This is a genomic window from Staphylococcus lloydii, assembly GCF_015775975.1.
Classification (GTDB): domain Bacteria; phylum Bacillota; class Bacilli; order Staphylococcales; family Staphylococcaceae; genus Staphylococcus; species Staphylococcus lloydii.
The window spans coordinates 2,093,883-2,113,507 of record NZ_CP064056.1 but is presented as its reverse complement, the minus strand read 5'-3'; the positions used below and the strand labels follow the sequence as shown (position 1 = coordinate 2,113,507).

The following is a 19,625-nucleotide window of genomic DNA, read 5'->3' as shown; positions in this document are numbered from 1 at the left end:
TCTTCCCCCAATAGTTGTATAGAATTTTCTGAAAATATACTTCAATTTAACAAAATAGCTAGAGGTTGTCAATTTAGCTTTATTGCTATGAAATATAGTACAATAGTTACAATTAAAAATTGGCGTTTAATTAATTCATACTTTGGATGACATTATGAAATCAGTTTTATATAATAAGAGCAAGGAGTTGGTGGCAGTGAAAGTAAAATATATCGATAAACGTCACTGGCGTCGAATCGTAGATAGAGATTATGTAGAAGTAAAGGTTAATAATAATAAATTTAAAGGTATTATTGGCTTAGTTACTATGAAAAAGGTACGTGAACCACTTGAAGTTTCGGTAGTCGGTCAAAAAATTACCGTAGCAGATGATAACTACCAGTGGTTACAAATACTTCCGGAAAAAAAGCGTTATAGTATCACCGTTATGATTGATAGCGAAGGGAATCCGCTAGAGTATTATTTTGATATTAATATTAAAAATATTACACAAAAAGGGAATGCAAGAACATTAGACTTATTTTTAGACGTGTTAGTATTGCCGAACGGTGAGTATGAATTAGTTGATGAAGAAGATTTGCAGCGCGCATTAGAACAAGATCAAATTTCAAAGCAGCAATATCATGAAGCATATGTCATTGCGCATCAGTTAATGATTAAAATCGATAAAGATTTTCCACAAATGCAAGAAAAAATTATGTACTGTTTTCACAAAATTAAACACAAAACGCCTACACATAAGCCAAACAAGTTTAATAAAGTGAAACCCCATCATAAAAAGCACCCACGACATAAAGAACATAAATATAATGAGCATTAGAGCGTTGCTCATTGCTGGAGATTACATGAACATATGAAGAATGAATTATGCATTTTTTTAAATACTTATTATAACGTTACTAAATATTTAAATTTTATTTGTTCAAAGATATGAATAAATTTTAATATTGATAATGCCAATAGTTAACTAAAAATAATTCATCCACATCATCTAAAGAAGAATAAAAACTTATATTTAAAAGCTTTAGGGGGTTATTATGAAGATTGACGATTATCGTTTAATTACGACTTTAGATGAAACTAAAACGTTAAGAAAAGCTGCCGAAATATTATATATTTCTCAACCAGCTGTGACACAAAGATTAAAAGCAATCGAAAATGCTTTTGGTGTCGAAATTTTTATACGTACGAAAAAACAATTAATAACAACGACAGAAGGTTCAATGATTATTGAACATGCAAAAGAAATGTTGAAAAAAGAACGATTATTTTTAGATAAAATGCAAGCTCATATTGGTGAGGTTAACGGTACCATATCGATAGGGTGCTCATCTCTTATTGGACAAACTTTGTTGCCTGAAGTACTTAACTTATATACTCGTCAATTTCCAAACGTTGAGATCCAAGTGCAAGTCGGTTCCAGTGAACAAATTAAAGCAAACCATAGAGACTATCACGTCATGATTATCAGAGGAAATAAGATAATGAACTTAAATAACACGCATTTATTTAATGATGAACATTACTTTATTCACCCACATCATAGACGTGATGAAGTTAATAAACTTCCATTCATTGAATTTCAAGCTGACCCAGTATACATAAATCAAATTAAAGAATGGTATAGCAATCACTTAGGGCAAGATTATCATGCTATGATAACGGTAGATCAAGTTGCAACTTGTAAAGAAATGCTCCTAAACGGCGTAGGAGTTACAATTTTACCTGAAATTATGATGAAAAATATGGATAAAGAACAGTTTGATTTTAAACGTGTCGATATTGAGTCACAGCCTTTAATCCGTTCTACATATTTAAGTTATGATGCAAGTATGGTACAACTTCCACAAGTAGAATCATTTATTAATTTGGTGTTGGAATACGTTAAATAACGCTAAATAGGATTGAGGGTAAATAGATGTTTATACAGTTATTACATATAAAAAACTATAAATTATTTGTCTTCAATATGATGTTACTAGGTATGGGCATTGCAATCACTATCCCTTATCTCGTACTTTTTGCGACAAATGATTTAGGTATGACGACGACGCAATATGGACTGTTATTGGCATTAGCAGCTATTAGTCAATTTACTGTAAATTCCATTGTTGCGCGTTTCTCAGATACGAAAAGTATCAATCGTAAATTTTTAATTATTGCGGCACTCTTTATGGGGGCTATGAGTTTCAGCATCTATTTCTACATTAGAGAAATTTGGATTTTTATTGCAATGTACGCGATATTCCAAGGTTTATTTGCACCTGCAATGCCACAAATGTATGCGTCAGCAAGAGAATCCATCAATGCTTCTACTTCGAAAGATAGAGCGAAATTTGCAAACGCAGTGTTACGATCAATGTTTTCATTCGGATTTTTATTTGGCCCGTTAATTGGTAATGGTTTGTTAGCTCTAAAAGGGTATTCGGGGTTATTTGGTGGCACAGTAGGAATCATTTTATTCACCTTAATTTTACAAGTGCTGTTCTTTAGAGATATCAAATCAGCGCCTAAAGCTACAGATGCGAATTATGTAGAAGCGGCCGCACCAAACATGCTTAAGGATAAAACGTTAATCGTGCCATTTTTAGCATTTATTTTATTACATATAGGACAATGGATGTATACCTTGAATATGCCATTATTTGTAACAAAATATTTAGGAGAAAGTGAAAAATATGTAGGGTATTTGGCTAGTTTATGTGCAGGCTTAGAAGTACCATTTATGGTAGTGCTAGGAGTCTTATCTGCCAAATTACAAACAAGAACGCTATTAATGTCTGGTGGCCTTTTTGGCGGTTTGTTTTTCCTAAGTATTGGCTTTTTCGATAGTGTGGCAATGATGTTAGTAGGGCAAGTGTTCTTGGCTATCTTCTTAGCAATTTTATTAGGCTTAGGCATTAGTTACTTTCAAGATATTTTACCAGCTTTCCCTGGTTATGCATCTACATTGTTCGCAAATGCGATGGTAATAGGTCAATTGTGCGGCAACTTATTAGGTGGAGCAATGAGCCACTGGGTAGGTTTAGGTAATGTATTCTATGTCTCAGCCATATCATTATTTATTGGTATGGTACTCATATTCTTTACTAAAGATCACAAATATACAGAAAAAGTTACGGAGTAGATAGTATGTCAGTTTTAATATGGTTATTGATTATCATAGCTTTTGCATTAGCATTTATAGGTTTAATTAAGCCGATAATTCCGTCGGTTCTTATGTTATGGGTTGGTTTTTTAATTTACCAATTCGGTATACAACACAGTCATCTATCTTGGGTGTTCTATGTTTCAATGTTGTTCTTTACAATATTTATTTTGGTTGCAGATTTTATAATGAACAAATACTTTGTTAATAAATTTGGTGGTTCTAAAATAAGTGAATACGTTGCATTAATCGGTGTCTTAGTCGGTTGCTTCGTGTTTCCGCCATTTGGTATTATCATCATTCCATTTATTGCAGTACTTATAGTTGAATTAATATTAAAATCTAACTTCAATCAAGCGTTAAGTGCTAGTTTTGGCTCGGTTATTGCCTTTTTAGCTAGTTCTATCGCACAAGCGATAATCATGGTTATCATGGTAATTTGGTTTTTCATTGAAGTATTAATTTAATATTGTAGTAAAAGTAGTCAAACCTTTTAAGGTTATGGCTACTTTTATTATTATTAGACATTTTATATAAGCTAGGAAAATTAATATGAAAATTTATGAAAATATTTAAGCAATGCACTTGTTACTTAAGCTCACTTTTTAGTATAATCGCATTCATGTGCAAAAAAACGAAATAGGAGGTACTGCAAATGAAATATCCGATAGCAATATGGATGTTAGCAATTGGCGCTTTTGCTATAGGCATGACGGAATTCGTGATCATGGGTCTATTACCAAATGTGGCTAGAGATTTTGGCGTTTCTGTAAGCCAAGCGGGACAACTAATTACTGGGTATGCATTAGGCGTTGCGATTGGTGGCCCTATATTAGTGATGCTAACGATTAAATGGAATCGTAAAATGTTGTTGTTAGTATTAATGGCAATATTTATTTTTGGAAACATTGTCGCATCATTAAGCCCAAGTTATGGTGTAATGCTAGCAAGTAGAATCATAACATCATTAGCGCATGGTTCATTTTTCGGTATTGGTTCAATATTAGCCGCAAGTATGGTTAAACCAGCATATAGAGCAAGTGCTATGGCCTTAATGTTTATGGGTTTAAGTTTAAGTAACATTTTAGGCGTGCCATTTGGTACGTTAATCGGACAAAACTTTGGATGGCAAATGACTTTCGTTGTAATCGCAATAATTGGTGTTTGTGCGTTTATAGGTATTATCTTTTTTGTACCAAAAACAAAACCTAATAACGATGCATCAGTGCTTAATGAACTTAAGATATTAAAAGAAAAACGTTTATGGCTAACGTTAGCAGTAACACTATTTGGATTTAGTAGTGTATTTGCTTATTTCACTTACATCTCCTCAGTTTTAATAGATGTATCTCACGTAGCTGAAAATTTAATCTCTTATATATTAATTATTTTTGGTGTTGGTGTCACACTCGGTAATATTATTGGGGGCAAATTAGCGGATTGGAATTTAAATAAAGCATTAAAAATTATTTTTGTAACATTCATTCTTTACTTCATTTTATTGTATTTCGTACAAATGAATGGATTCTTAATGGTGGCTGGCGTATTCTTCTTTGGCTTAATCGGATTTAGTATGAGTCCATCATTACAATTTAAAAGTACATTGATTTCGCAAGATGCTCCGACGCTTGCAAGTACGTTAAATCAATCAGCCTTTAATTTAGGTAATGCATTAGGTGCATTTTTAGGAGGGGTAGTCGTAACACAATTACCCGTTGCTTCTTTAAGCTTAATAGCACCTATACTCACGCTTATCGGACTTGTTTTCTTAATTATTAGTATTCAAGTAGAGAAAAAAGACCAACAAACAGCATAATAAAAAACAGAAGCTCTAAGTCGAGCTTCTGTTTTTTTATAAAGTTGTATTGGCGTTTTTATTTGAATAGTGATGATCAATATATAATGATATTGGGACAATAATTAAAGATATTATAATAAACGTCCAATTACCGATAAATATATGGGGTCCAAATGCTAAATATGATTGAGGCATAAAGAATACATAAAATAATGTGCATATAAGTACAATAATAACGAAATAAGTTAATAACCAACTGAGGTGAGACCTACTAAAACATTGCATTTGTATCGCTTTGAAAATCATCCAAATAAATAAAAATACAATAAAAATACCAATGGCTAATATAATAGGGAAGGTATATAAATAAATATTTTTAGCACCTATGAAGAAACCAATAAACCCTTTTAAAAAGCAAAATATGCCTACAAACAGAATGAAATGTTCAATAATATATTTGAAAATATTGATTATTGTTTCATTGGGTAGGGCTTTTAATTCTTTTTTGGCATGACTTTTTGGGTCATGATCAAAGAAATCCATTGCATGTACGCCGCGTTCTTCAGCGTTGAGCAATTGCTTTAAGATACGATTCAACATCTTTTCAGAATCATGAGGATTTACACTTAAATCAGCTCTGACATAAGTCATATAGTTTTCAAAAATCTCTCTATCTGTATTATTTAATCGTAACGATTTAACATTGTTTTCGCGTGTTAATTTGTCAGTAGATTTCATTTGAATTTAGGTCCCTTTTATTAGAATATTGATTTCTACACAATTATGACTAATATTAATACAGAAATCAATACTATATAGAGAGGCTATTATGAGAAAATTAAACCTAAAAGACAAACAATTTATAAACCAAATAGCTTATATTCACGAGCTAGAATTAGCGAAGCAAACACATATGCAGGAACCTACTACATTTGCTGTAAGTTTACGGGAAGAAATGATTCTGCGTCGATTAAAGTATATGGATGATGTTATATATTGTTGTATTAAAGATGAGCGTCTTATTGGCTTTATTTGGGGACATTGTCAAAAAGAAGATAAAGTAGTAGTGGTTGAAATGCTATTTGTCACACATGATTATAGGGATAAACATATAGCAAGTGAATTAAAAGAAGCCATTGAACAGTGGGCAATAGCAAACAACATCTATAAAGTTGTCGGTACTGTAAATAAAGATAACCAAGCAATGATTGAATTAAATAATAAATTAGGCTATAGCACAGAAAAACTTATAATGTCTAAGGATCTTACAACAAAGGATGAACAACTTAAGGAATAATGGTAAAATAATGCTGATAGTATAATGATAAGGAGCTCACGTATGAAAAAGTGGATTATTCTAATTTTGGCTTCGACCATCGCATTATCAGGTTGTGGCAAAAGTGCAGAAAAAGAATCATTACAAAAAGACATTAGTAAATTAGAGAAAGAAAATAAAGACTTAAAACAACAAAAAGAAAAGTTATCTAAGCAACAAGATAAACTTAAAGACCAAGCAAACCAACTAGAAAAAGACATCGACAGTGGTTCAGGTAGTGACGACAGTAGTGATAAGAAAACAGATTCAGATAAAGAGAAAGATAAGTAAACGAACGAATAAAAAATACGGTTAGTCATATATATGTATAACTAATAGAAAAATTATTTAATTAGTATTAACAATTATGTTACAATATTTCCTGTAAAATAATTTGTAAGGGTTTTAGCTTCAACATTAAAGGGTATTTACTTGTCATAAAATAAAAATTGAAGTAAAAGATTAAGCGACTTATGAGTTATCATAATAAATGTAAAATATTAACGTTAGACTTTAAAATGAATTCGTAATAAATAGCAATAATTTGAGGACTGGTGAAGAAAGCGAGGGACTAATCATGCATGAACAAGACTTTAATATTTTAGAAGGCCGTTCAATTACGTTACCTGAACTAGGTAAAGAATTAGAAAATATTACAGGAAGACAAATAAAAGATTCTACTGGTGAAATTAAGCGTGTCGTTGCACATTTACCTAATTTTGAATCAGATACTGATACATTCGTAGCTACTTATAGATTAGATCATCAAAATGATTTAATAGATGCTACATTTACTGCGCCAAAAAGCGAAAGAAACAGATTAAAAGAAGTAGCTGTTAACGTAGAGTTAATTAGTTATATTACTAAGGCATAATAGCCATTTTACTTATAGAAATTATTACGTAGCGCGATATGATTAATCATAACGCGTTACTTTTTTATAATACTATAATTACCATTAGCGATAACGAGGTGTGAATTTATGACAATTTATATCGAAACTGATCGTCTTATTTTAAGAGATTGGGATGAAGAAGATTTATTACCATTCCAACAAATGAATGCAAATCAACAAGTTAGACGCTTTTTCCCTAGCTTATTAAGTTATCGTCGTTCGGAATTAGATATGCAGAAGATGGATGAGATTATTAAAGAGCACGGTATAGGACTATTTGCTGTCGAATTGAAAGAAACCGGTGGTTGGCTAGGATTTATAGGACTAAATTATATATCAGAAAACAGTAAATATAGTTTTGAAGAATTGCCTTTTTATGAAATTGGTTGGCGCTTAATACCTGAAGTATGGGGTAATGGTATTGCTTCGGAAGGTGCAGAAGCGGTGTTAGATTACGCCGCAACACATGGTATTGAAGAAGTTTATTCCCTAACTGCAGAACAAAATGTTAGTTCGATTAAGGTCATGGAAAAAATAAACATGCAACTTTATGACCATTTTGAGTATCCAGAGTTAAGCAATTATAATCCGTTAAAAAAACATGTCAGATACTATAAAAAATTAAACAAATAAAAAGAATGTAGCATATCGGCTACATTCTTTTTTTTAATCATAAGTGCGTATACCCAGTGGTTTATATTGTTCTAAAGTTGTGAGTAGATCCTCTTTTGTATTACAAAGAGGGGCTAATTGTTTATATTTTTGATCAATAAATCCTTCATCTATCATATGTAATAATAAATTTTCTAGTGGATCAAAAAAGTTATTGATGTTAAACATTGCGATTGGTTTTTGATGAATGCCTATTTGGGACCAACTATACATTTCGAAAAATTCTTCTAAAGAACCGGCACCACCAGGCGCCATAACGAATGCATCGGCCAATTCTGCCATTTTATTTTTACGTTCGTGCATAGAATCTACAAGTATAAGTTCACTTACTTTTTGACTCGTAATTTCTCGTTCATCAAGCATTTTAGGCATTACTCCAGTTACTTTACCACCAGCATCTAAGACGCCGTCTTGAATAGCACCCATAATACCAACTGAACCGGCACCAAATATTAATTCATAACCTTTTTCAGCCATATAATATCCTAAATTATACGCCTCTTTGACATATATAGGATTATTACCTTTACTTGCACCACAGTAAACTGCTATTTTTTTCATTATCATTACTCCTCATCTATGTAATCCTTTAAAATTTCTGCTAATTTCATTTTAAATTGCGATTGATCTTCAGAGGTGAATTTAGAAGGGCCTTTAGTTCGACCACCACTTCTTCTAAATTGTGCACTGGCATGTCGTTGGGCGAGCAAAGTGTCGATATTTTCATTCGTGTAGTGACGTCCTGAATGATGTAACACCATTGTGACTTTATTAAGTAATAAACTTGCTAACCCATAGTCTTGTGTAATAACGATATCATTTGGTTTTGTAATTTGTACAATTTTGTAATCAACGGCTTCTGGGCCACTATCGACATAAATGGTACGCACATGGTCGGGCTGGATAGTGGTAGAAAAGTGGCTGAAACTCCGTACGATGATAACAAAAATGCCTGTCCCTGTAGTCATTTCAATAACTGAATGAGTAACAGGACAAGCATCTCCATCTATTATAATTCGAGTCATAAATAGCTTATTTCTCTTGCTCTTTAGTTTGTTTTACGACACTTTTAGCGTCATAATTTTTATACTTTTTAAATTCAGCAAGACGTGCTTTTTTATTTTTTTCCAGCTCTTTTTCTTCTTCTTTATGTCTTTTGTCGATGCGTTTTTGTAAAATTTTATCTAATTTACTAATTTCTTTACGATTTTCCTTGGCAAGTTTGTCACCTTTTTTCTCAGTCTCTTTATCAACCTTACCAGGAGTTAAACCAACTTCGTCCATATATTGATTGGCTTTTTTAATATTTTTAATGCGTTCTGATTGGTTCTCTGCACGTAATTTTTCTTCTTCTTTATGACGCTTTTCAATACGCTTTTGTAATTTTTTGTCTAACTTTTCAGCTTCTTTACGTCGTTCTTTAGCAGCTTTTTCTTCTTGTTTTTCGATATAAGCTGGGTCGCTTTCTTTAGCGATTTGTTTAAGCTGACGTTTTTCGTCCAAATGCTGTTTCTTTTCAACAACATAATCTTTTGCATCACCTGATTTATCTACAACAGCATCTTTGAACTGAACAGATTTATGTGCTACTGTTTTTGAAGCTTTTACTGTAGCATCAGTTGCTTTTTTAACATCTGGTTGTTCATTAATACGTTTACGTTCTAAAACAAGTGGAACGAGAAAGATTGGTAAAACGTTAATTAATGTTTTCACTAAATTCTTTTTGTCCATAACGTTGCCTCCATATAAATATACTATGTAACATTTACCCTTTGTCTGACCACAATAAACGCTACAAATGAATTAAGAAATATTCATCTACTTAAGTTTTAATATTAACATTTCTAATAGAAAAGGGACATTACTTTTAACCTTAAATGATAAAAGTAATGTCCCAAAGAGTTATGCACTTGTAATATGATGACCTATGCCAAAGCCAAAGTAAAGAATCGCAATAATGATTACTAAAATGATTCTATAAATTGCGAAAGGTAATAGTTTAACTTTGCTAATTAGGTGTAAGAATAATTTGATGGTAATTAATCCAAATACAAATGCTGCTAAAAATCCTAGGATATAGAAAGGTAATTGATTTAAATGAATAAATTCAATATTTTTTAATAATGATAAACAACTTGCACCTAGCATGATGGGTACAGACATCATAAATGTGAAGTCTGAAGCAGCTTTGTGATTCATTTTCATAAGTACACCCGTTGATATTGTAGAACCAGATCTACTGAAACCAGGCCACATAGCAATCGCTTGAGATAACCCGATAATAAAAGCTTGTAAATAATTTATTTGGTCCACTGTTTTAGGATTAGGTACTTTTTTGCTATAAATATCGGCAGCTATCATGTAAATAGCACCAATAAATAAACCAATCATAACAGTTGGAACACTAAATAAGTACTTTTCTATAACATCATCAAATAATAAACCCAATACACCTGCTGGTATCATACCAACTAAAATATGTAATAGATTTAGGCGTTTAGGCTTCTGCCTAAGACCATCTATAGGTTCGGATTTATACTTTCCTATATGAAGCATTTCAAAATAACGTTCTCTAAAGACCCATGCAGCTGCAAATACGGAACCGAGCTGAATGACTACTTTAAAAGTGAATGCAGATTCAGAGCCTAAAAATTCACTTGATTTTAACCACATATCATCTACTAAAATCATATGTCCAGTAGATGAAACTGGTGCGAATTCTGTTAAACCTTCAACAATGCCTAATATAATTCCTTTGATCAATTCAAGAATGAACATAAGTTACCTACTTTCATATCTAATATTAATATTATTTCATACTACATTTTCATATAATATCATGAAAATAAGTAAAGATATATTAATAATAATAATACCTTTAGCGTTATGTGTAAAACGCTAAAGGAATGTTCTCGTAGTCTTATGAAACGCGAATCAATGTAGTTTGTGACAAAAATATGTAAAGCCTTATGAATTTGATGGTAAATACAAACCTTATTCATTTAAAAATATAACAAAGAGACTATAATATAATTTAGGTGATACTTGTGAAAAGATTAACAAAGATTGCGATGAACAATAAAATATATTTAATAGGCATGGCGATTGTAAGTATGTTTTTAGCTTTAACAGTTGTAATACAAAATATAGCAATTGCTAAAGTTTTAAACGAAGTACTAATAAATAAACATTTTCAAATATATGGATTAATTAGTTTAACTGGCGTTATTTTACTATTAAGAGCGACTTTTAACATGTTGAATCTGAACATAGGTAACCACATGGCTTCCAAAGTCGCACAATATTTTCGACAACAGGCGATTGATAAAAATTCGAAGGCGCCAATTGGTAGCCAACTCAATGTCGTTACCGAAATTATAGATGGGATACTACCATTTTTTAATAGTTATTTTCCTCAAGTATTTAAATCAATGATGATACCATTGTTTATTATTGTTGCGATGTTCTTTATACATTTAAATACAGCTTTAATAATGTTAGTAACTGCACCATTTATTCCGTTGTTTTATATTATTTTTGGGTTGAAAACACGTGATGAAGCTAAAGACAAAATGACTTATTTAAATCAATTTAGCCAACAATTTTTAAATAAAGTGAAAGGCTTAGTCACTTTGAAATTATTCAACCGTACTGAACAAACAGAACGTGAATTATATGAAGAGAGTACACATTTTAGAACTTTAACAATGATTATTCTACGCAGTGCATTCTTGTCAGGTTTGATGCTAGAATTCATTACCATGTTAGGCATTGGCTTAGTCGCTTTAGAGGTAGGATTAGGCTTGGTGTTATTTCATAATATAAATTTTGAAACTGCAGCCATTGCTATTATTTTGGCACCTGAATTCTACAATGCAATTAAAGACTTAGGACAATCATTTCATACAGGTAAACAAAGTGAAGGGTCTAGTGATGTCTTATTCGATTTTCTAGATAGTGCTGAACCTAAAGTTATCGCTCAGCCACAAGTTATAAGTTCCAACAATATGTTATCTCTACAAAATATTTGGTTTAAGTACAATGACGCGGCTAATTATGTACTACAGAATATTCATTTAAATATTAAACGTGGTGACAAAATAGCATTAGTAGGGCCAAGTGGGGCTGGGAAATCCACTTTAGCGAAAATAATAAGTCGACAATTGCAACCTTCGAGTGGTGCAATGTACATGAACGAGACTGCTATTAATTTCGGCATTCTAAGTCAGCAACCTTATATTTTTAATACTTCAATTAGAAATAATATAACGATGTTTGATGACACAGTCGCAGATGAAGTTATAAATAATGTGTTAACAGAAGTGAACTTGCAAAGCAAAATTAGACAATTAAACGATGGTATAGACACACACATTGGTGAAGGCGGAGAAATGTTATCTGGTGGAGAAATGAGAAGAATTGAGCTAGCTAGAGTTCTATTATTGCAACCCGATGTAGTGATTTTTGATGAACCAACTACTGGTTTAGATATTCGCACTGAAAAAATCATCCAGGCGGCAATTGAACGTCATTTCCAACAACAAACAATTATTTTCATTGCACACAGAAACAGTACTATACGACAAGCAGATATAGTGATTGAACTTAACAATGGTAAGATTCAAAATATTGATGGCTTAACATCTGCAGTAAAGTTAAAAGGTGATGATTTACAATGAAACCACGCATTCATTTTAAGATAGATAAAGATTTAATATTAGCAGTTGCCGTAGGTGTACTGGGAAGTTTAGTCGCTTTGGCTATGTTTTTCTTGAGTGGTTATATGGTGACGCAAAGTGCACTCGGTGCGCCATTATTTGCTTTAATGGTGCTCATCGTTTCTGTGAAAATGTTTGGTTTTTTACGCGCCATTTTTAGATATATTGAACGGTTATTATCACACAGAACAACTTTTACGATGTTGAGAGATGTAAGAGTTCAATTTTTTAAAGGCTTGATACCGGTTGTTCCAGACATTTATAGAAAGTTTAAATCTTCGGAGTTATTATCTAATATGATTGGCCGTATTGAAGCTTTACAAAACATTTATTTGCGTGTGTATTATCCTCCTATTGTTATAGGATTAACGTCAATTGTATCCGTGATAGTCTTGGTTGTTTTTTCTTATGTACATGCTGCGGTCATCTTTTTTAGTATGTTAGTGACGTTAGGTATAGTACCTTGGATTAGTGCCAAAAAGGCGAGTAAAATAAAACAACTTAAACGTGCGTCTGAAAATGACTTTATGAATCATTATTATGATTATAAGGAAGGTTACGCTGAATTAAATCGTTTTAGCAAAGTTGACGAATTTAAAGCTAAAGTGCAAAATGCATTGGAAAATTACAGTCACGCACAAGATAAAGAACAACAATTTTTAATACGCTATGATTTCCTATTGAATTTGATAGCCATGGTAGCACTATTTTTAACCTTATTGTTAGGTGTGCTACAAGTGCAAAAAGGAAGTTTGGATGTTGTTTATTTAACGAGTATTGTCTTAATGATGTTGACGTTATTTGAACAAGCTGTACCAATGAGTAATGTGGCTTATTTCAAAGCAGACACGGATGATGCATTGAACAGTGTAAATCATATAATGGCGCATCCTGTAGAACAAGGCAATGCGGACTTGGTAACAGCAACTGAAAACAATAAGCCAATACTAGAATTTAATAACGTGACGTTTAAATATTGGCAACAGCATTTACCTGTGATTAGTAATATCAATTTGCAAATTAAAAAAGGCGCACATGTAGCCATTGTTGGTCCTTCAGGTTCAGGTAAAAGCACGTTGTTGAATTTAATGTTAGGTTTATACACTACAGATCAAGGTAACGTAAAATATCAACAACAAGATATTCATCTAATAAAAAACGAACAAAAATATGCTTCAATAAATGCATTGTTACAATCACAGCAAGTATTTGATGGTTCTCTCAGGGATAATTTATTTACTGAACGAAGTGATGAAGAAATAAGAAAAGTGTTAGATTTAGTTGGTCTATCTGACATGTCGCTCGATAAAGAACTTGAACTTAGTGGTAACAATGTCTCAGGTGGAGAATTGCAACGTATTAGTATTGCTAGGTTAATGTTAAAAGAAAGTGATTTATGGATAATGGACGAGCCAACGACGGCATTAGATATTAGTAATACAGATAAAATTATGGCACTCATTCATGATTATGCTGAAACGCTTGTTGTCGCAACACACGATTTACGATTATTACCTCACTTTGATGAGATTATTGTCATGGTTGAAGGGGAAATTATAGAACGTGGAAGTTATGATAAATTGATATCGCAACAAGGTTATTTATATGATGTATTAAAATTAAATGATGCTTAGCAATAATGATATGTGAATATAAAAATAAAGAGGTTAAACAATAAATTGTTTAACCTCTTTATTCAAATTTAAATTTACATTTATTGATGTCAATTACAATAACTTCTACGGTATTTTAGCATGCACTCTAATTACTCATTTTCGTATTCAGTAAATGCATTTATAACTTTGCCAAGTAGTCTATTAAGTTCGGCTGCTTCATCTGTATCAAGTGAAGATGCTACTGCTACGTCTTGACATGCAGTTTCCAATTCAGGGCGAATGGCTTCACTTTTATCTGTTAAATGAATAAACACCTCGCGTTGATCCACTTCTGATCTTTCGCGTTTAATTAAATCAACTTGCTCCATACGTTTTAATAGTGGTGAAACTGTACCTGTATCTAATGCTAATTCGGTAACGACCTTTTTAACATTAACAGGTGATTCGGTCCACAAGATAGTTAAAACTAAGAATTGTGGATAAGTAAGTTTATACTTTTTAAAGACATTATTTGAATAGTAGCGATTTACTTGTCTTTGTGCGTTGTATAAACTAAAACATAATTGTTCCTTTAAATTTAGTTGCTCAGACATTAAGTTCTCCTCCAGACATCCTAATCCGTAATTTTTCTCTGTGCATCGGAATTAAATCCGTCTATGTTGTTTAGATTCCATTTGCAAACACACTTTCATACTTTGCCATGCTAAAATAATAAGTGTAATTAAAGTGTAGAAGATATTTAATCTTTTATCAAGTAAAAGGTTAATTATAGGTTTAATTTATTATTTATGCAAACATTAAATTTTGAAATGAGTGATTTTTATGACAGGTTTTAAGAAAGAAAAGCTAGCTATTACTATTGTAACCGGTTTTTTGGGTAGTGGAAAAACAACATTTCTTGATAACTATATACAATATTTATTAAAAATAGATGAAAATCCGCAACTAATTGTGAATGAAGTAGGAAATTTTGATGCTAATAATCAATTATCACATGACATTAATGTGATTCCTATACTAAATGGATGCGTGTGTTGTGATTTGAAGCAAGATTTATTAATACAAATGAAACAACTTATTGCTAAAAAACAAACTGATCATATTGTAATAGAGGCGACTGGTATTGCTAATCCAATAGAAATTGTAGCAGCATGCCAAGACCCCGAGATAATTGATGAAGTATCTCAGCCATTTATTATTGGGATAGCAGACGCTTCAACATTTATAGCGCGAGAAAGATATACGCAACAAACGCAACAACTTATGGAAGAACAATTAAAGGTTTGCAGCTTAATATTGGTAAATAAAATGGATTTGATAACAGATGATTCAAGAAAAAATTTAACACAATTGCGTAACATTAACGACAAAGCGACAATATTCTATACAGAATATGGGCAAGTTACCGAAGCACAACTGAACACCGTTAGCCAACAAGATATTGAATTTGAACATACACACGGTGACCATCATAACATTAATACTTTAAATTATACTTTCACTGGTCCAATTGATAGACGATTATTTTATCAATTTATTTTACGGTTACCGGAAAATGTTTTGAGGCTTAAAGGGTTTGTAAGATTTCGCGATGAGCCTGAATCGATTTATGAATTCCAATATGCTTTTGGCGTGCCTAATTACCAACCTGTTGAATGTGATAAAAATTTAACAATTGTGATTATTGGGGAACATTTAGATGTTGAGAGAATAAAAAATAAGTTAGACATGTTACAATTTACGTAATTAATAAAATGGTATTAAGGATGTGTTTTAGATGGATAGAGTTACAATTAATCAGCATGTTTCCTTTTCGAAAATGATACAAGGTTTTTGGCGCGCACATTCGTGGGAATGGTCGCCGCAACAATTGAATAAATATTTACATGAATTAGTAGATAGAGGTATTACTACTATGGATCACGCTGATATTTATGGTGATTATTCGTGTGAGGGTATATTTGGAGAAGCGTTAAAACTATCTCCTGAACTTCGAGATAAGATAGAGATAGTTTCTAAATGTGGTATTGTTTTACCTTCTGACAAATTGACGTGGACTAATGGGCATCGTTATGACCATTCTCAGCAACATATCGAGCAATCAGTAAATCGCTCGTTATCAGAGCTGAACGTTGATTATCTTGATTCTTTACTTATCCATCGACCATCGCCATTAATGGATCCAAATGAAATTACTGAGGCTTTAAAAAATTTAGTGACAGCTGGAAAAGTTAAATCATTTGGTGTATCTAATTTTAATAAGTCGCAATATGATTTATTAAATAATCACTTAGTATGTGACAAATTACATATTACATTGAATCAATTAGAACTATCTCCTTATACGCTTGATGCGTTTGAAGATGGCACAATCAATCATATGTATAAAGATGATGTTAAAATAATGGCGTGGAGTCCACTTGCTGGAGGTAAGCTATTTAGTGCTGATGATGCTAAAGCACAACGTATTATGACAACGATTGAATCGTTAGCACAAAAATACCAAGTTACCACTTCAGGGATAATCATGGCGTGGCTTAATAAACATCCATCTCAAGTAATGCCAGTGTTAGGCACTCACCAAATCAATCGAGTGGATGATGCGCTTGTAGGAATGAATATCAAGCTAACTGATCAAGAGTGGTTTGATATTTATACTGCGTCACTTGGTCATGACATTCCATAAGAAAAAGGAGAAATAGAAAATGAGTCAAAAGAACGATCAACATCAAGAGAAAGAAACAAAATTCCAACGAAACTTAATTAGTTTTCCGTTTTTAGGTTTCGCTGTCGTTATACTAATATTAAACATTGCATATCCCGATATTAATGTTTTTCTAGCATTGTTTGGTTTGTTTTTCTTATATAATGGCGGATTATTATTCGTTTCATTTGTTAAACATTATAAACGTACGATGTTACAAGCGCTGATTTTAACAATACTATCAGGCGCGATATTTGGTACGCTAATATATTTATATGCTTCAGTTAATAATTTATTTTAAAATTTCTTATTTGTAGGAGAACATAAATGGAAAAATGGATTATTCATTTTATGGAACAATATGGTTATTTCGGTATAGCGTGGTTAATTTTCTTAGAAAATGTTTTTCCACCTATACCGTCTGAAATCATTTTAACTTTTGGTGGATTTATGACGACTAAAACGGACATAACATTCGTTGGCGTCGTTATAACCTCTACAGTAGGTTCGGTTATTGGGGCTATCGCCCTATATGGTATAGGTATTTGGATTGGGGAAAATAAATTATACAAATTAGTACAAAAGTACGGTAAATTTCTACGTGTAACCACAGACGATTTAACGAAAACTTTCAACTGGTTCGAACGGTATGGTTATTGGACAATTTTCTTTTGTAGGTTTATCCCTTTAATAAGAAGTCTTATTTCAATCCCAGCCGGCATTACAAGAATGAATATATGGATTTTTATTATTTTTACGACGATTGGTACGCTATTATGGAATATCGTTTTAATATATTTAGGACAAACAGTAGGTGGCAATTGGCACGTTATCGTTAACTATATGGATATCTATTCTAAAATTATTTATGTCTTATTATTGCTTCTTGTTATATATATTTTATTTAAATGGTTAAAAAGAATACGACAAAAATAATAGCAATGTTAATAATAACGATGAAAAATCACATATAAAACATAAGAAAACCGGTCACTACGTCCATTGTTAAAATGGGGTAATGACCGGTTTTGACTTTTAAAATAAGCAAATATAAACGGCAACGTATTCAAAGAAAGTAATGATATACATATATTTTAATCTTAATTTTACTTTTAACGGCACAGACCATTCTGGATAGCGTTGCTCATAATAAAACAATTGTAAGAAAAACAACCCTATACCTAACGGGAATAACATTAGAATAATACTATGAAGTAGAGAAAATCCTACTTCGTGTAAAAAATGCCCGATAATGAGTTGGAGTAAGATAATGATAACTAACAAAATTATAATTTTTGTAATCATTTGGCCATACGGACTCCTTTCATAAACAATACAAGCAATAATTGTAAGCAAACCATCAGCAATACGAACATTATTGTATCGACGTTGAAAATTGCTACGAATACTTCTCTAATAATTCTTAGTGGTTCATTGATTAGATAAACAGAATGCACACGTAAGAATCTACCCATGTAAATGCCTAGTCCATTTAAAAACATCATAATTAAAATAATTGTACGATTTAACCACATATGACGTGTAAAGGTACTCATTTCTAGGAATATCAACATTAAACAATAAAGAGCGAAAATTACTGCAGCAACTAAGTATGAGAAGTATTTCCATTCGATAATGTTCAAGCCAGCGTAGAAGTTAAAAGCGAATTGATTTAAATGGATTAAATCAGTAATCATATAAAATGTATTTGGTACCATAAAGACGAAAATCAATGAAAAGATAACGAATAAAGGCCATTCAAATTTACGTCTAGGTTTAAACAATTTAAGTAATAGACATAATTCCAATGGAATGTATGCTAAAAAGAGATTGAGTGTCATAAAACCATAAACGTTATTTTTCAACAACGAAACGATTATAAGTAATAAAAACACAATACGTGCTATATATCTTACTTTATATTTAAAGTTCATAAGATTTACCTTCCTTATTAAAACGACTATTTTGAATATATACTATTAATATAAAGTGTGTTTGAGAATATGAGATTCAATAATACATGTTTTGTTTTTTAGAATCAATTGAAAAGAAATATCATACCAGGCTTCTTTTCAACATTCAATGGCTATAAAATCTAATTGGATTAATTTTATTAACAATTAAATTAAACATATAAAAACAGAGGTGACAACTCACTATAATATGTGTGCACCTCTGTATTATTTTATAGCTATAAATTATGAGTCAGATGATAAATCTAACAAATTCAGGCCAATTTTACTATCATGTTTACGATTAATATCTAAGTCAGTCATTGTAATAACAATTTCTGCAGTTGCAGAAACAATTGCCTTAGTTAAATGGCCACTTAGTGTTTGATATTGATTTGTACCAAACATAGCATGTAAATGCGCAAATGGTTTATCATCAACGCGTGAAATATTACCGAGCAAACTTATAAGTTCAAGTGGTTCTTCAACTTCTCGTTTTTCATATGTTTGCGTTTCAAGGTTATAAAAATTTAATTCCACGCCTTGGCAAGCGCCGATACCACTGACAGTTCCAAATTTACCTTGTTGTCGCGCTATTGCGGTTACTTGCTCAACAATGTCTTCGCCTTGCTCTAATACTAAAATAATATTTTGACCATCTACTTTATAGTTCATATAACTCCCACCCATTTGTTTATTTCTGTATAATTATTAATTACCCAGAGTTGTTTTGTTCATAACGCAAAAAAAAATTAATTTTTTCTATTGTGTTCGTTATGATAGTTGTAATAGAATATTGTAATATTA

Annotated in this window: 24 protein-coding genes; 15 read left to right on the top strand and 9 right to left on the bottom strand. The window is 31.7% G+C overall.

Annotated elements, in window-relative coordinates:
* Window positions 1-196: 196 nt before the first annotated feature.
* From ISP08_RS10390 to ISP08_RS10370, 5 genes are all read left to right on the top strand, one after another.
* Entirely contained in the window at window positions 197-820 is a 624-nt protein-coding gene (locus ISP08_RS10390) for a ribonuclease FAU-1 family protein (protein WP_195718583.1), read from the top strand.
* Between the two features lie 217 nt (window positions 821-1,037).
* Window positions 1,038-1,892, top strand: coding sequence for a LysR family transcriptional regulator (locus tag ISP08_RS10385; protein ID WP_048792511.1), 855 nt, complete (start codon window positions 1,038-1,040; stop codon window positions 1,890-1,892).
* 26 nt (window positions 1,893-1,918) lie between these two features.
* Window positions 1,919-3,127, top strand: a complete 1,209-nt coding sequence (locus ISP08_RS10380; protein ID WP_195718582.1) for a sugar efflux transporter — start codon at window positions 1,919-1,921, stop codon at window positions 3,125-3,127.
* Window positions 3,128-3,132: 5 nt separating this feature from the next.
* Window positions 3,133-3,615, top strand: coding sequence for a DUF456 domain-containing protein (locus tag ISP08_RS10375; protein ID WP_048792513.1), 483 nt, complete (start codon window positions 3,133-3,135; stop codon window positions 3,613-3,615).
* Window positions 3,616-3,803: 188 nt separating this feature from the next.
* On the top strand, window positions 3,804-4,964 hold the full coding sequence (locus ISP08_RS10370) for an MFS transporter (protein WP_195718581.1): 1,161 nt from the start codon (window positions 3,804-3,806) through the stop codon (window positions 4,962-4,964).
* Between the two features lie 36 nt (window positions 4,965-5,000).
* On the opposite strand, the gene ISP08_RS10365 is transcribed toward ISP08_RS10370, so the two are convergent.
* Window positions 5,001-5,684, bottom strand: coding sequence for a DUF1129 family protein (locus ISP08_RS10365; protein WP_048792515.1), 684 nt, complete (start codon window positions 5,682-5,684; stop codon window positions 5,001-5,003).
* Between the two features lie 91 nt (window positions 5,685-5,775).
* Between ISP08_RS10365 and ISP08_RS10360 the strand changes: the two genes are divergently transcribed.
* From ISP08_RS10360 to ISP08_RS10345, 4 genes are all read left to right on the top strand, one after another.
* A complete protein-coding gene (locus tag ISP08_RS10360) occupies window positions 5,776-6,243 on the top strand; it encodes a GNAT family N-acetyltransferase (protein WP_195718580.1) in 468 nt (155 codons plus the stop codon).
* 42 nt (window positions 6,244-6,285) lie between these two features.
* A complete protein-coding gene (locus ISP08_RS10355) occupies window positions 6,286-6,552 on the top strand; it encodes an SA0632 family lipoprotein (RefSeq protein ID WP_048792517.1) in 267 nt (88 codons plus the stop codon).
* 286 nt (window positions 6,553-6,838) lie between these two features.
* The gene (locus ISP08_RS10350; protein ID WP_048792518.1) at window positions 6,839-7,135 is read left to right on the top strand and encodes a hypothetical protein; all 297 of its coding nucleotides are present in this window, start codon (window positions 6,839-6,841) and stop codon (window positions 7,133-7,135) included.
* Window positions 7,136-7,243: 108 nt separating this feature from the next.
* Complete coding sequence (locus ISP08_RS10345) at window positions 7,244-7,789, top strand: GNAT family N-acetyltransferase (protein ID WP_195718579.1); 546 nt, start codon at window positions 7,244-7,246, stop codon at window positions 7,787-7,789.
* A gap of 33 nt (window positions 7,790-7,822) precedes the next feature.
* Here the strand turns inward: ISP08_RS10345 and ISP08_RS10340 are convergent, their stop codons facing one another.
* The 4 genes from ISP08_RS10340 to ISP08_RS10325 form a co-directional block, all read right to left on the bottom strand.
* On the bottom strand, window positions 7,823-8,389 hold the full coding sequence (locus ISP08_RS10340) for an LOG family protein (protein ID WP_048792520.1): 567 nt from the start codon (window positions 8,387-8,389) through the stop codon (window positions 7,823-7,825).
* Between the two features lie 5 nt (window positions 8,390-8,394).
* Window positions 8,395-8,853, bottom strand: coding sequence for a YaiI/YqxD family protein (locus tag ISP08_RS10335; RefSeq protein ID WP_195718578.1), 459 nt, complete (start codon window positions 8,851-8,853; stop codon window positions 8,395-8,397).
* Window positions 8,854-8,860: 7 nt separating this feature from the next.
* Complete coding sequence (locus tag ISP08_RS10330; protein WP_195718577.1) at window positions 8,861-9,559, bottom strand: hypothetical protein; 699 nt, start codon at window positions 9,557-9,559, stop codon at window positions 8,861-8,863.
* Window positions 9,560-9,730: 171 nt separating this feature from the next.
* A complete protein-coding gene (locus tag ISP08_RS10325) occupies window positions 9,731-10,606 on the bottom strand; it encodes an undecaprenyl-diphosphate phosphatase (protein ID WP_048792523.1) in 876 nt (291 codons plus the stop codon).
* Window positions 10,607-10,875: 269 nt separating this feature from the next.
* Here ISP08_RS10325 and ISP08_RS10320 point away from each other — a divergent pair, with 269 nt between their 5' ends.
* Both ISP08_RS10320 and cydC read left to right on the top strand, forming a co-directional pair.
* Entirely contained in the window at window positions 10,876-12,507 is a 1,632-nt protein-coding gene (locus ISP08_RS10320) for an ABC transporter ATP-binding protein/permease (RefSeq protein WP_195718576.1), read from the top strand.
* Window positions 12,504-14,180 (top strand): thiol reductant ABC exporter subunit CydC, encoded by a 1,677-nt coding sequence (cydC, locus tag ISP08_RS10315; protein WP_195718575.1) that lies wholly within the window; start codon window positions 12,504-12,506, stop codon window positions 14,178-14,180. Before ISP08_RS10320 ends, cydC begins: the two co-directional genes overlap by 4 nt.
* Before the next feature lie 131 nt (window positions 14,181-14,311).
* On the opposite strand, the gene mgrA is transcribed toward cydC, so the two are convergent.
* Complete coding sequence (mgrA, locus tag ISP08_RS10310) at window positions 14,312-14,755, bottom strand: global transcriptional regulator MgrA (RefSeq protein ID WP_048792526.1); 444 nt, start codon at window positions 14,753-14,755, stop codon at window positions 14,312-14,314.
* Window positions 14,756-14,984: 229 nt separating this feature from the next.
* Between mgrA and ISP08_RS10305 the strand changes: the two genes are divergently transcribed.
* The 4 genes from ISP08_RS10305 to ISP08_RS10290 are packed head-to-tail and all read left to right on the top strand — an operon-like array spanning window position 14,985 to window position 17,802.
* Window positions 14,985-15,908 (top strand): CobW family GTP-binding protein, encoded by a 924-nt coding sequence (locus tag ISP08_RS10305; RefSeq protein ID WP_195718574.1) that lies wholly within the window; start codon window positions 14,985-14,987, stop codon window positions 15,906-15,908.
* A 31-nt stretch (window positions 15,909-15,939) separates the two neighbouring features.
* Window positions 15,940-16,848, top strand: coding sequence for an aldo/keto reductase (locus ISP08_RS10300; RefSeq protein ID WP_195718573.1), 909 nt, complete (start codon window positions 15,940-15,942; stop codon window positions 16,846-16,848).
* 19 nt (window positions 16,849-16,867) lie between these two features.
* Entirely contained in the window at window positions 16,868-17,167 is a 300-nt protein-coding gene (locus ISP08_RS10295; RefSeq protein WP_048792529.1) for a hypothetical protein, read from the top strand.
* Between the two features lie 26 nt (window positions 17,168-17,193).
* Window positions 17,194-17,802 carry a DedA family protein gene (locus tag ISP08_RS10290; RefSeq protein ID WP_195718572.1) on the top strand — a complete coding sequence of 203 codons (609 nt, stop codon included), beginning with the start codon at window positions 17,194-17,196 and terminating at the stop codon, window positions 17,800-17,802.
* 99 nt (window positions 17,803-17,901) lie between these two features.
* Here the strand turns inward: ISP08_RS10290 and ISP08_RS10285 are convergent, their stop codons facing one another.
* From ISP08_RS10285 to ISP08_RS10275, 3 genes are all read right to left on the bottom strand, one after another.
* On the bottom strand, window positions 17,902-18,171 hold the full coding sequence (locus ISP08_RS10285; protein ID WP_048792531.1) for a hypothetical protein: 270 nt from the start codon (window positions 18,169-18,171) through the stop codon (window positions 17,902-17,904).
* On the bottom strand, window positions 18,168-18,800 hold the full coding sequence (locus ISP08_RS10280) for a DUF1361 domain-containing protein (protein WP_048792532.1): 633 nt from the start codon (window positions 18,798-18,800) through the stop codon (window positions 18,168-18,170). Before ISP08_RS10280 ends, ISP08_RS10285 begins: the two co-directional genes overlap by 4 nt.
* 264 nt (window positions 18,801-19,064) lie before the next feature.
* Window positions 19,065-19,493: a PPC domain-containing DNA-binding protein gene (locus tag ISP08_RS10275; RefSeq protein ID WP_195718571.1), complete on the bottom strand. Its 429-nt coding sequence runs from the start codon at window positions 19,491-19,493 to the stop codon at window positions 19,065-19,067.
* Window positions 19,494-19,625: the final 132 nt, after the last annotated feature.

Bases quoted from the DNA above. Each gene is read 5' to 3' on its own strand.
- ISP08_RS10350 (WP_048792518.1), top strand. From the start codon at position 6,839: ATGCATGAACAAGACTTTAATATTTTAGAAGGCCGTTCAATTACGTTA.
- ISP08_RS10300 (WP_195718573.1), top strand. From the start codon at position 15,940: ATGGATAGAGTTACAATTAATCAGCATGTTTCCTTTTCGAAAATGATA.
- ISP08_RS10290 (WP_195718572.1), top strand. From the start codon at position 17,194: ATGGAAAAATGGATTATTCATTTTATGGAACAATATGGTTATTTCGGT.
- ISP08_RS10305 (WP_195718574.1), top strand. From the start codon at position 14,985: ATGACAGGTTTTAAGAAAGAAAAGCTAGCTATTACTATTGTAACCGGT.
- ISP08_RS10285 (WP_048792531.1), bottom strand. From the start codon at position 18,171: ATGATTACAAAAATTATAATTTTGTTAGTTATCATTATCTTACTCCAA.
- ISP08_RS10325 (WP_048792523.1), bottom strand. From the start codon at position 10,606: ATGTTCATTCTTGAATTGATCAAAGGAATTATATTAGGCATTGTTGAA.
- ISP08_RS10370 (WP_195718581.1), top strand. From the start codon at position 3,804: ATGAAATATCCGATAGCAATATGGATGTTAGCAATTGGCGCTTTTGCT.
- ISP08_RS10275 (WP_195718571.1), bottom strand. From the start codon at position 19,493: ATGAACTATAAAGTAGATGGTCAAAATATTATTTTAGTATTAGAGCAA.
- ISP08_RS10335 (WP_195718578.1), bottom strand. From the start codon at position 8,853: ATGACTCGAATTATAATAGATGGAGATGCTTGTCCTGTTACTCATTCA.
- ISP08_RS10355 (WP_048792517.1), top strand. From the start codon at position 6,286: ATGAAAAAGTGGATTATTCTAATTTTGGCTTCGACCATCGCATTATCA.
- ISP08_RS10360 (WP_195718580.1), top strand. From the start codon at position 5,776: ATGAGAAAATTAAACCTAAAAGACAAACAATTTATAAACCAAATAGCT.
- ISP08_RS10385 (WP_048792511.1), top strand. From the start codon at position 1,038: ATGAAGATTGACGATTATCGTTTAATTACGACTTTAGATGAAACTAAA.
- ISP08_RS10340 (WP_048792520.1), bottom strand. From the start codon at position 8,389: ATGAAAAAAATAGCAGTTTACTGTGGTGCAAGTAAAGGTAATAATCCT.
- ISP08_RS10365 (WP_048792515.1), bottom strand. From the start codon at position 5,684: ATGAAATCTACTGACAAATTAACACGCGAAAACAATGTTAAATCGTTA.
- ISP08_RS10295 (WP_048792529.1), top strand. From the start codon at position 16,868: ATGAGTCAAAAGAACGATCAACATCAAGAGAAAGAAACAAAATTCCAA.
- ISP08_RS10380 (WP_195718582.1), top strand. From the start codon at position 1,919: ATGTTTATACAGTTATTACATATAAAAAACTATAAATTATTTGTCTTC.
- ISP08_RS10280 (WP_048792532.1), bottom strand. From the start codon at position 18,800: ATGAACTTTAAATATAAAGTAAGATATATAGCACGTATTGTGTTTTTA.
- ISP08_RS10345 (WP_195718579.1), top strand. From the start codon at position 7,244: ATGACAATTTATATCGAAACTGATCGTCTTATTTTAAGAGATTGGGAT.
- cydC (WP_195718575.1), top strand. From the start codon at position 12,504: ATGAAACCACGCATTCATTTTAAGATAGATAAAGATTTAATATTAGCA.
- mgrA (WP_048792526.1), bottom strand. From the start codon at position 14,755: ATGTCTGAGCAACTAAATTTAAAGGAACAATTATGTTTTAGTTTATAC.
- ISP08_RS10330 (WP_195718577.1), bottom strand. From the start codon at position 9,559: ATGGACAAAAAGAATTTAGTGAAAACATTAATTAACGTTTTACCAATC.
- ISP08_RS10375 (WP_048792513.1), top strand. From the start codon at position 3,133: ATGTCAGTTTTAATATGGTTATTGATTATCATAGCTTTTGCATTAGCA.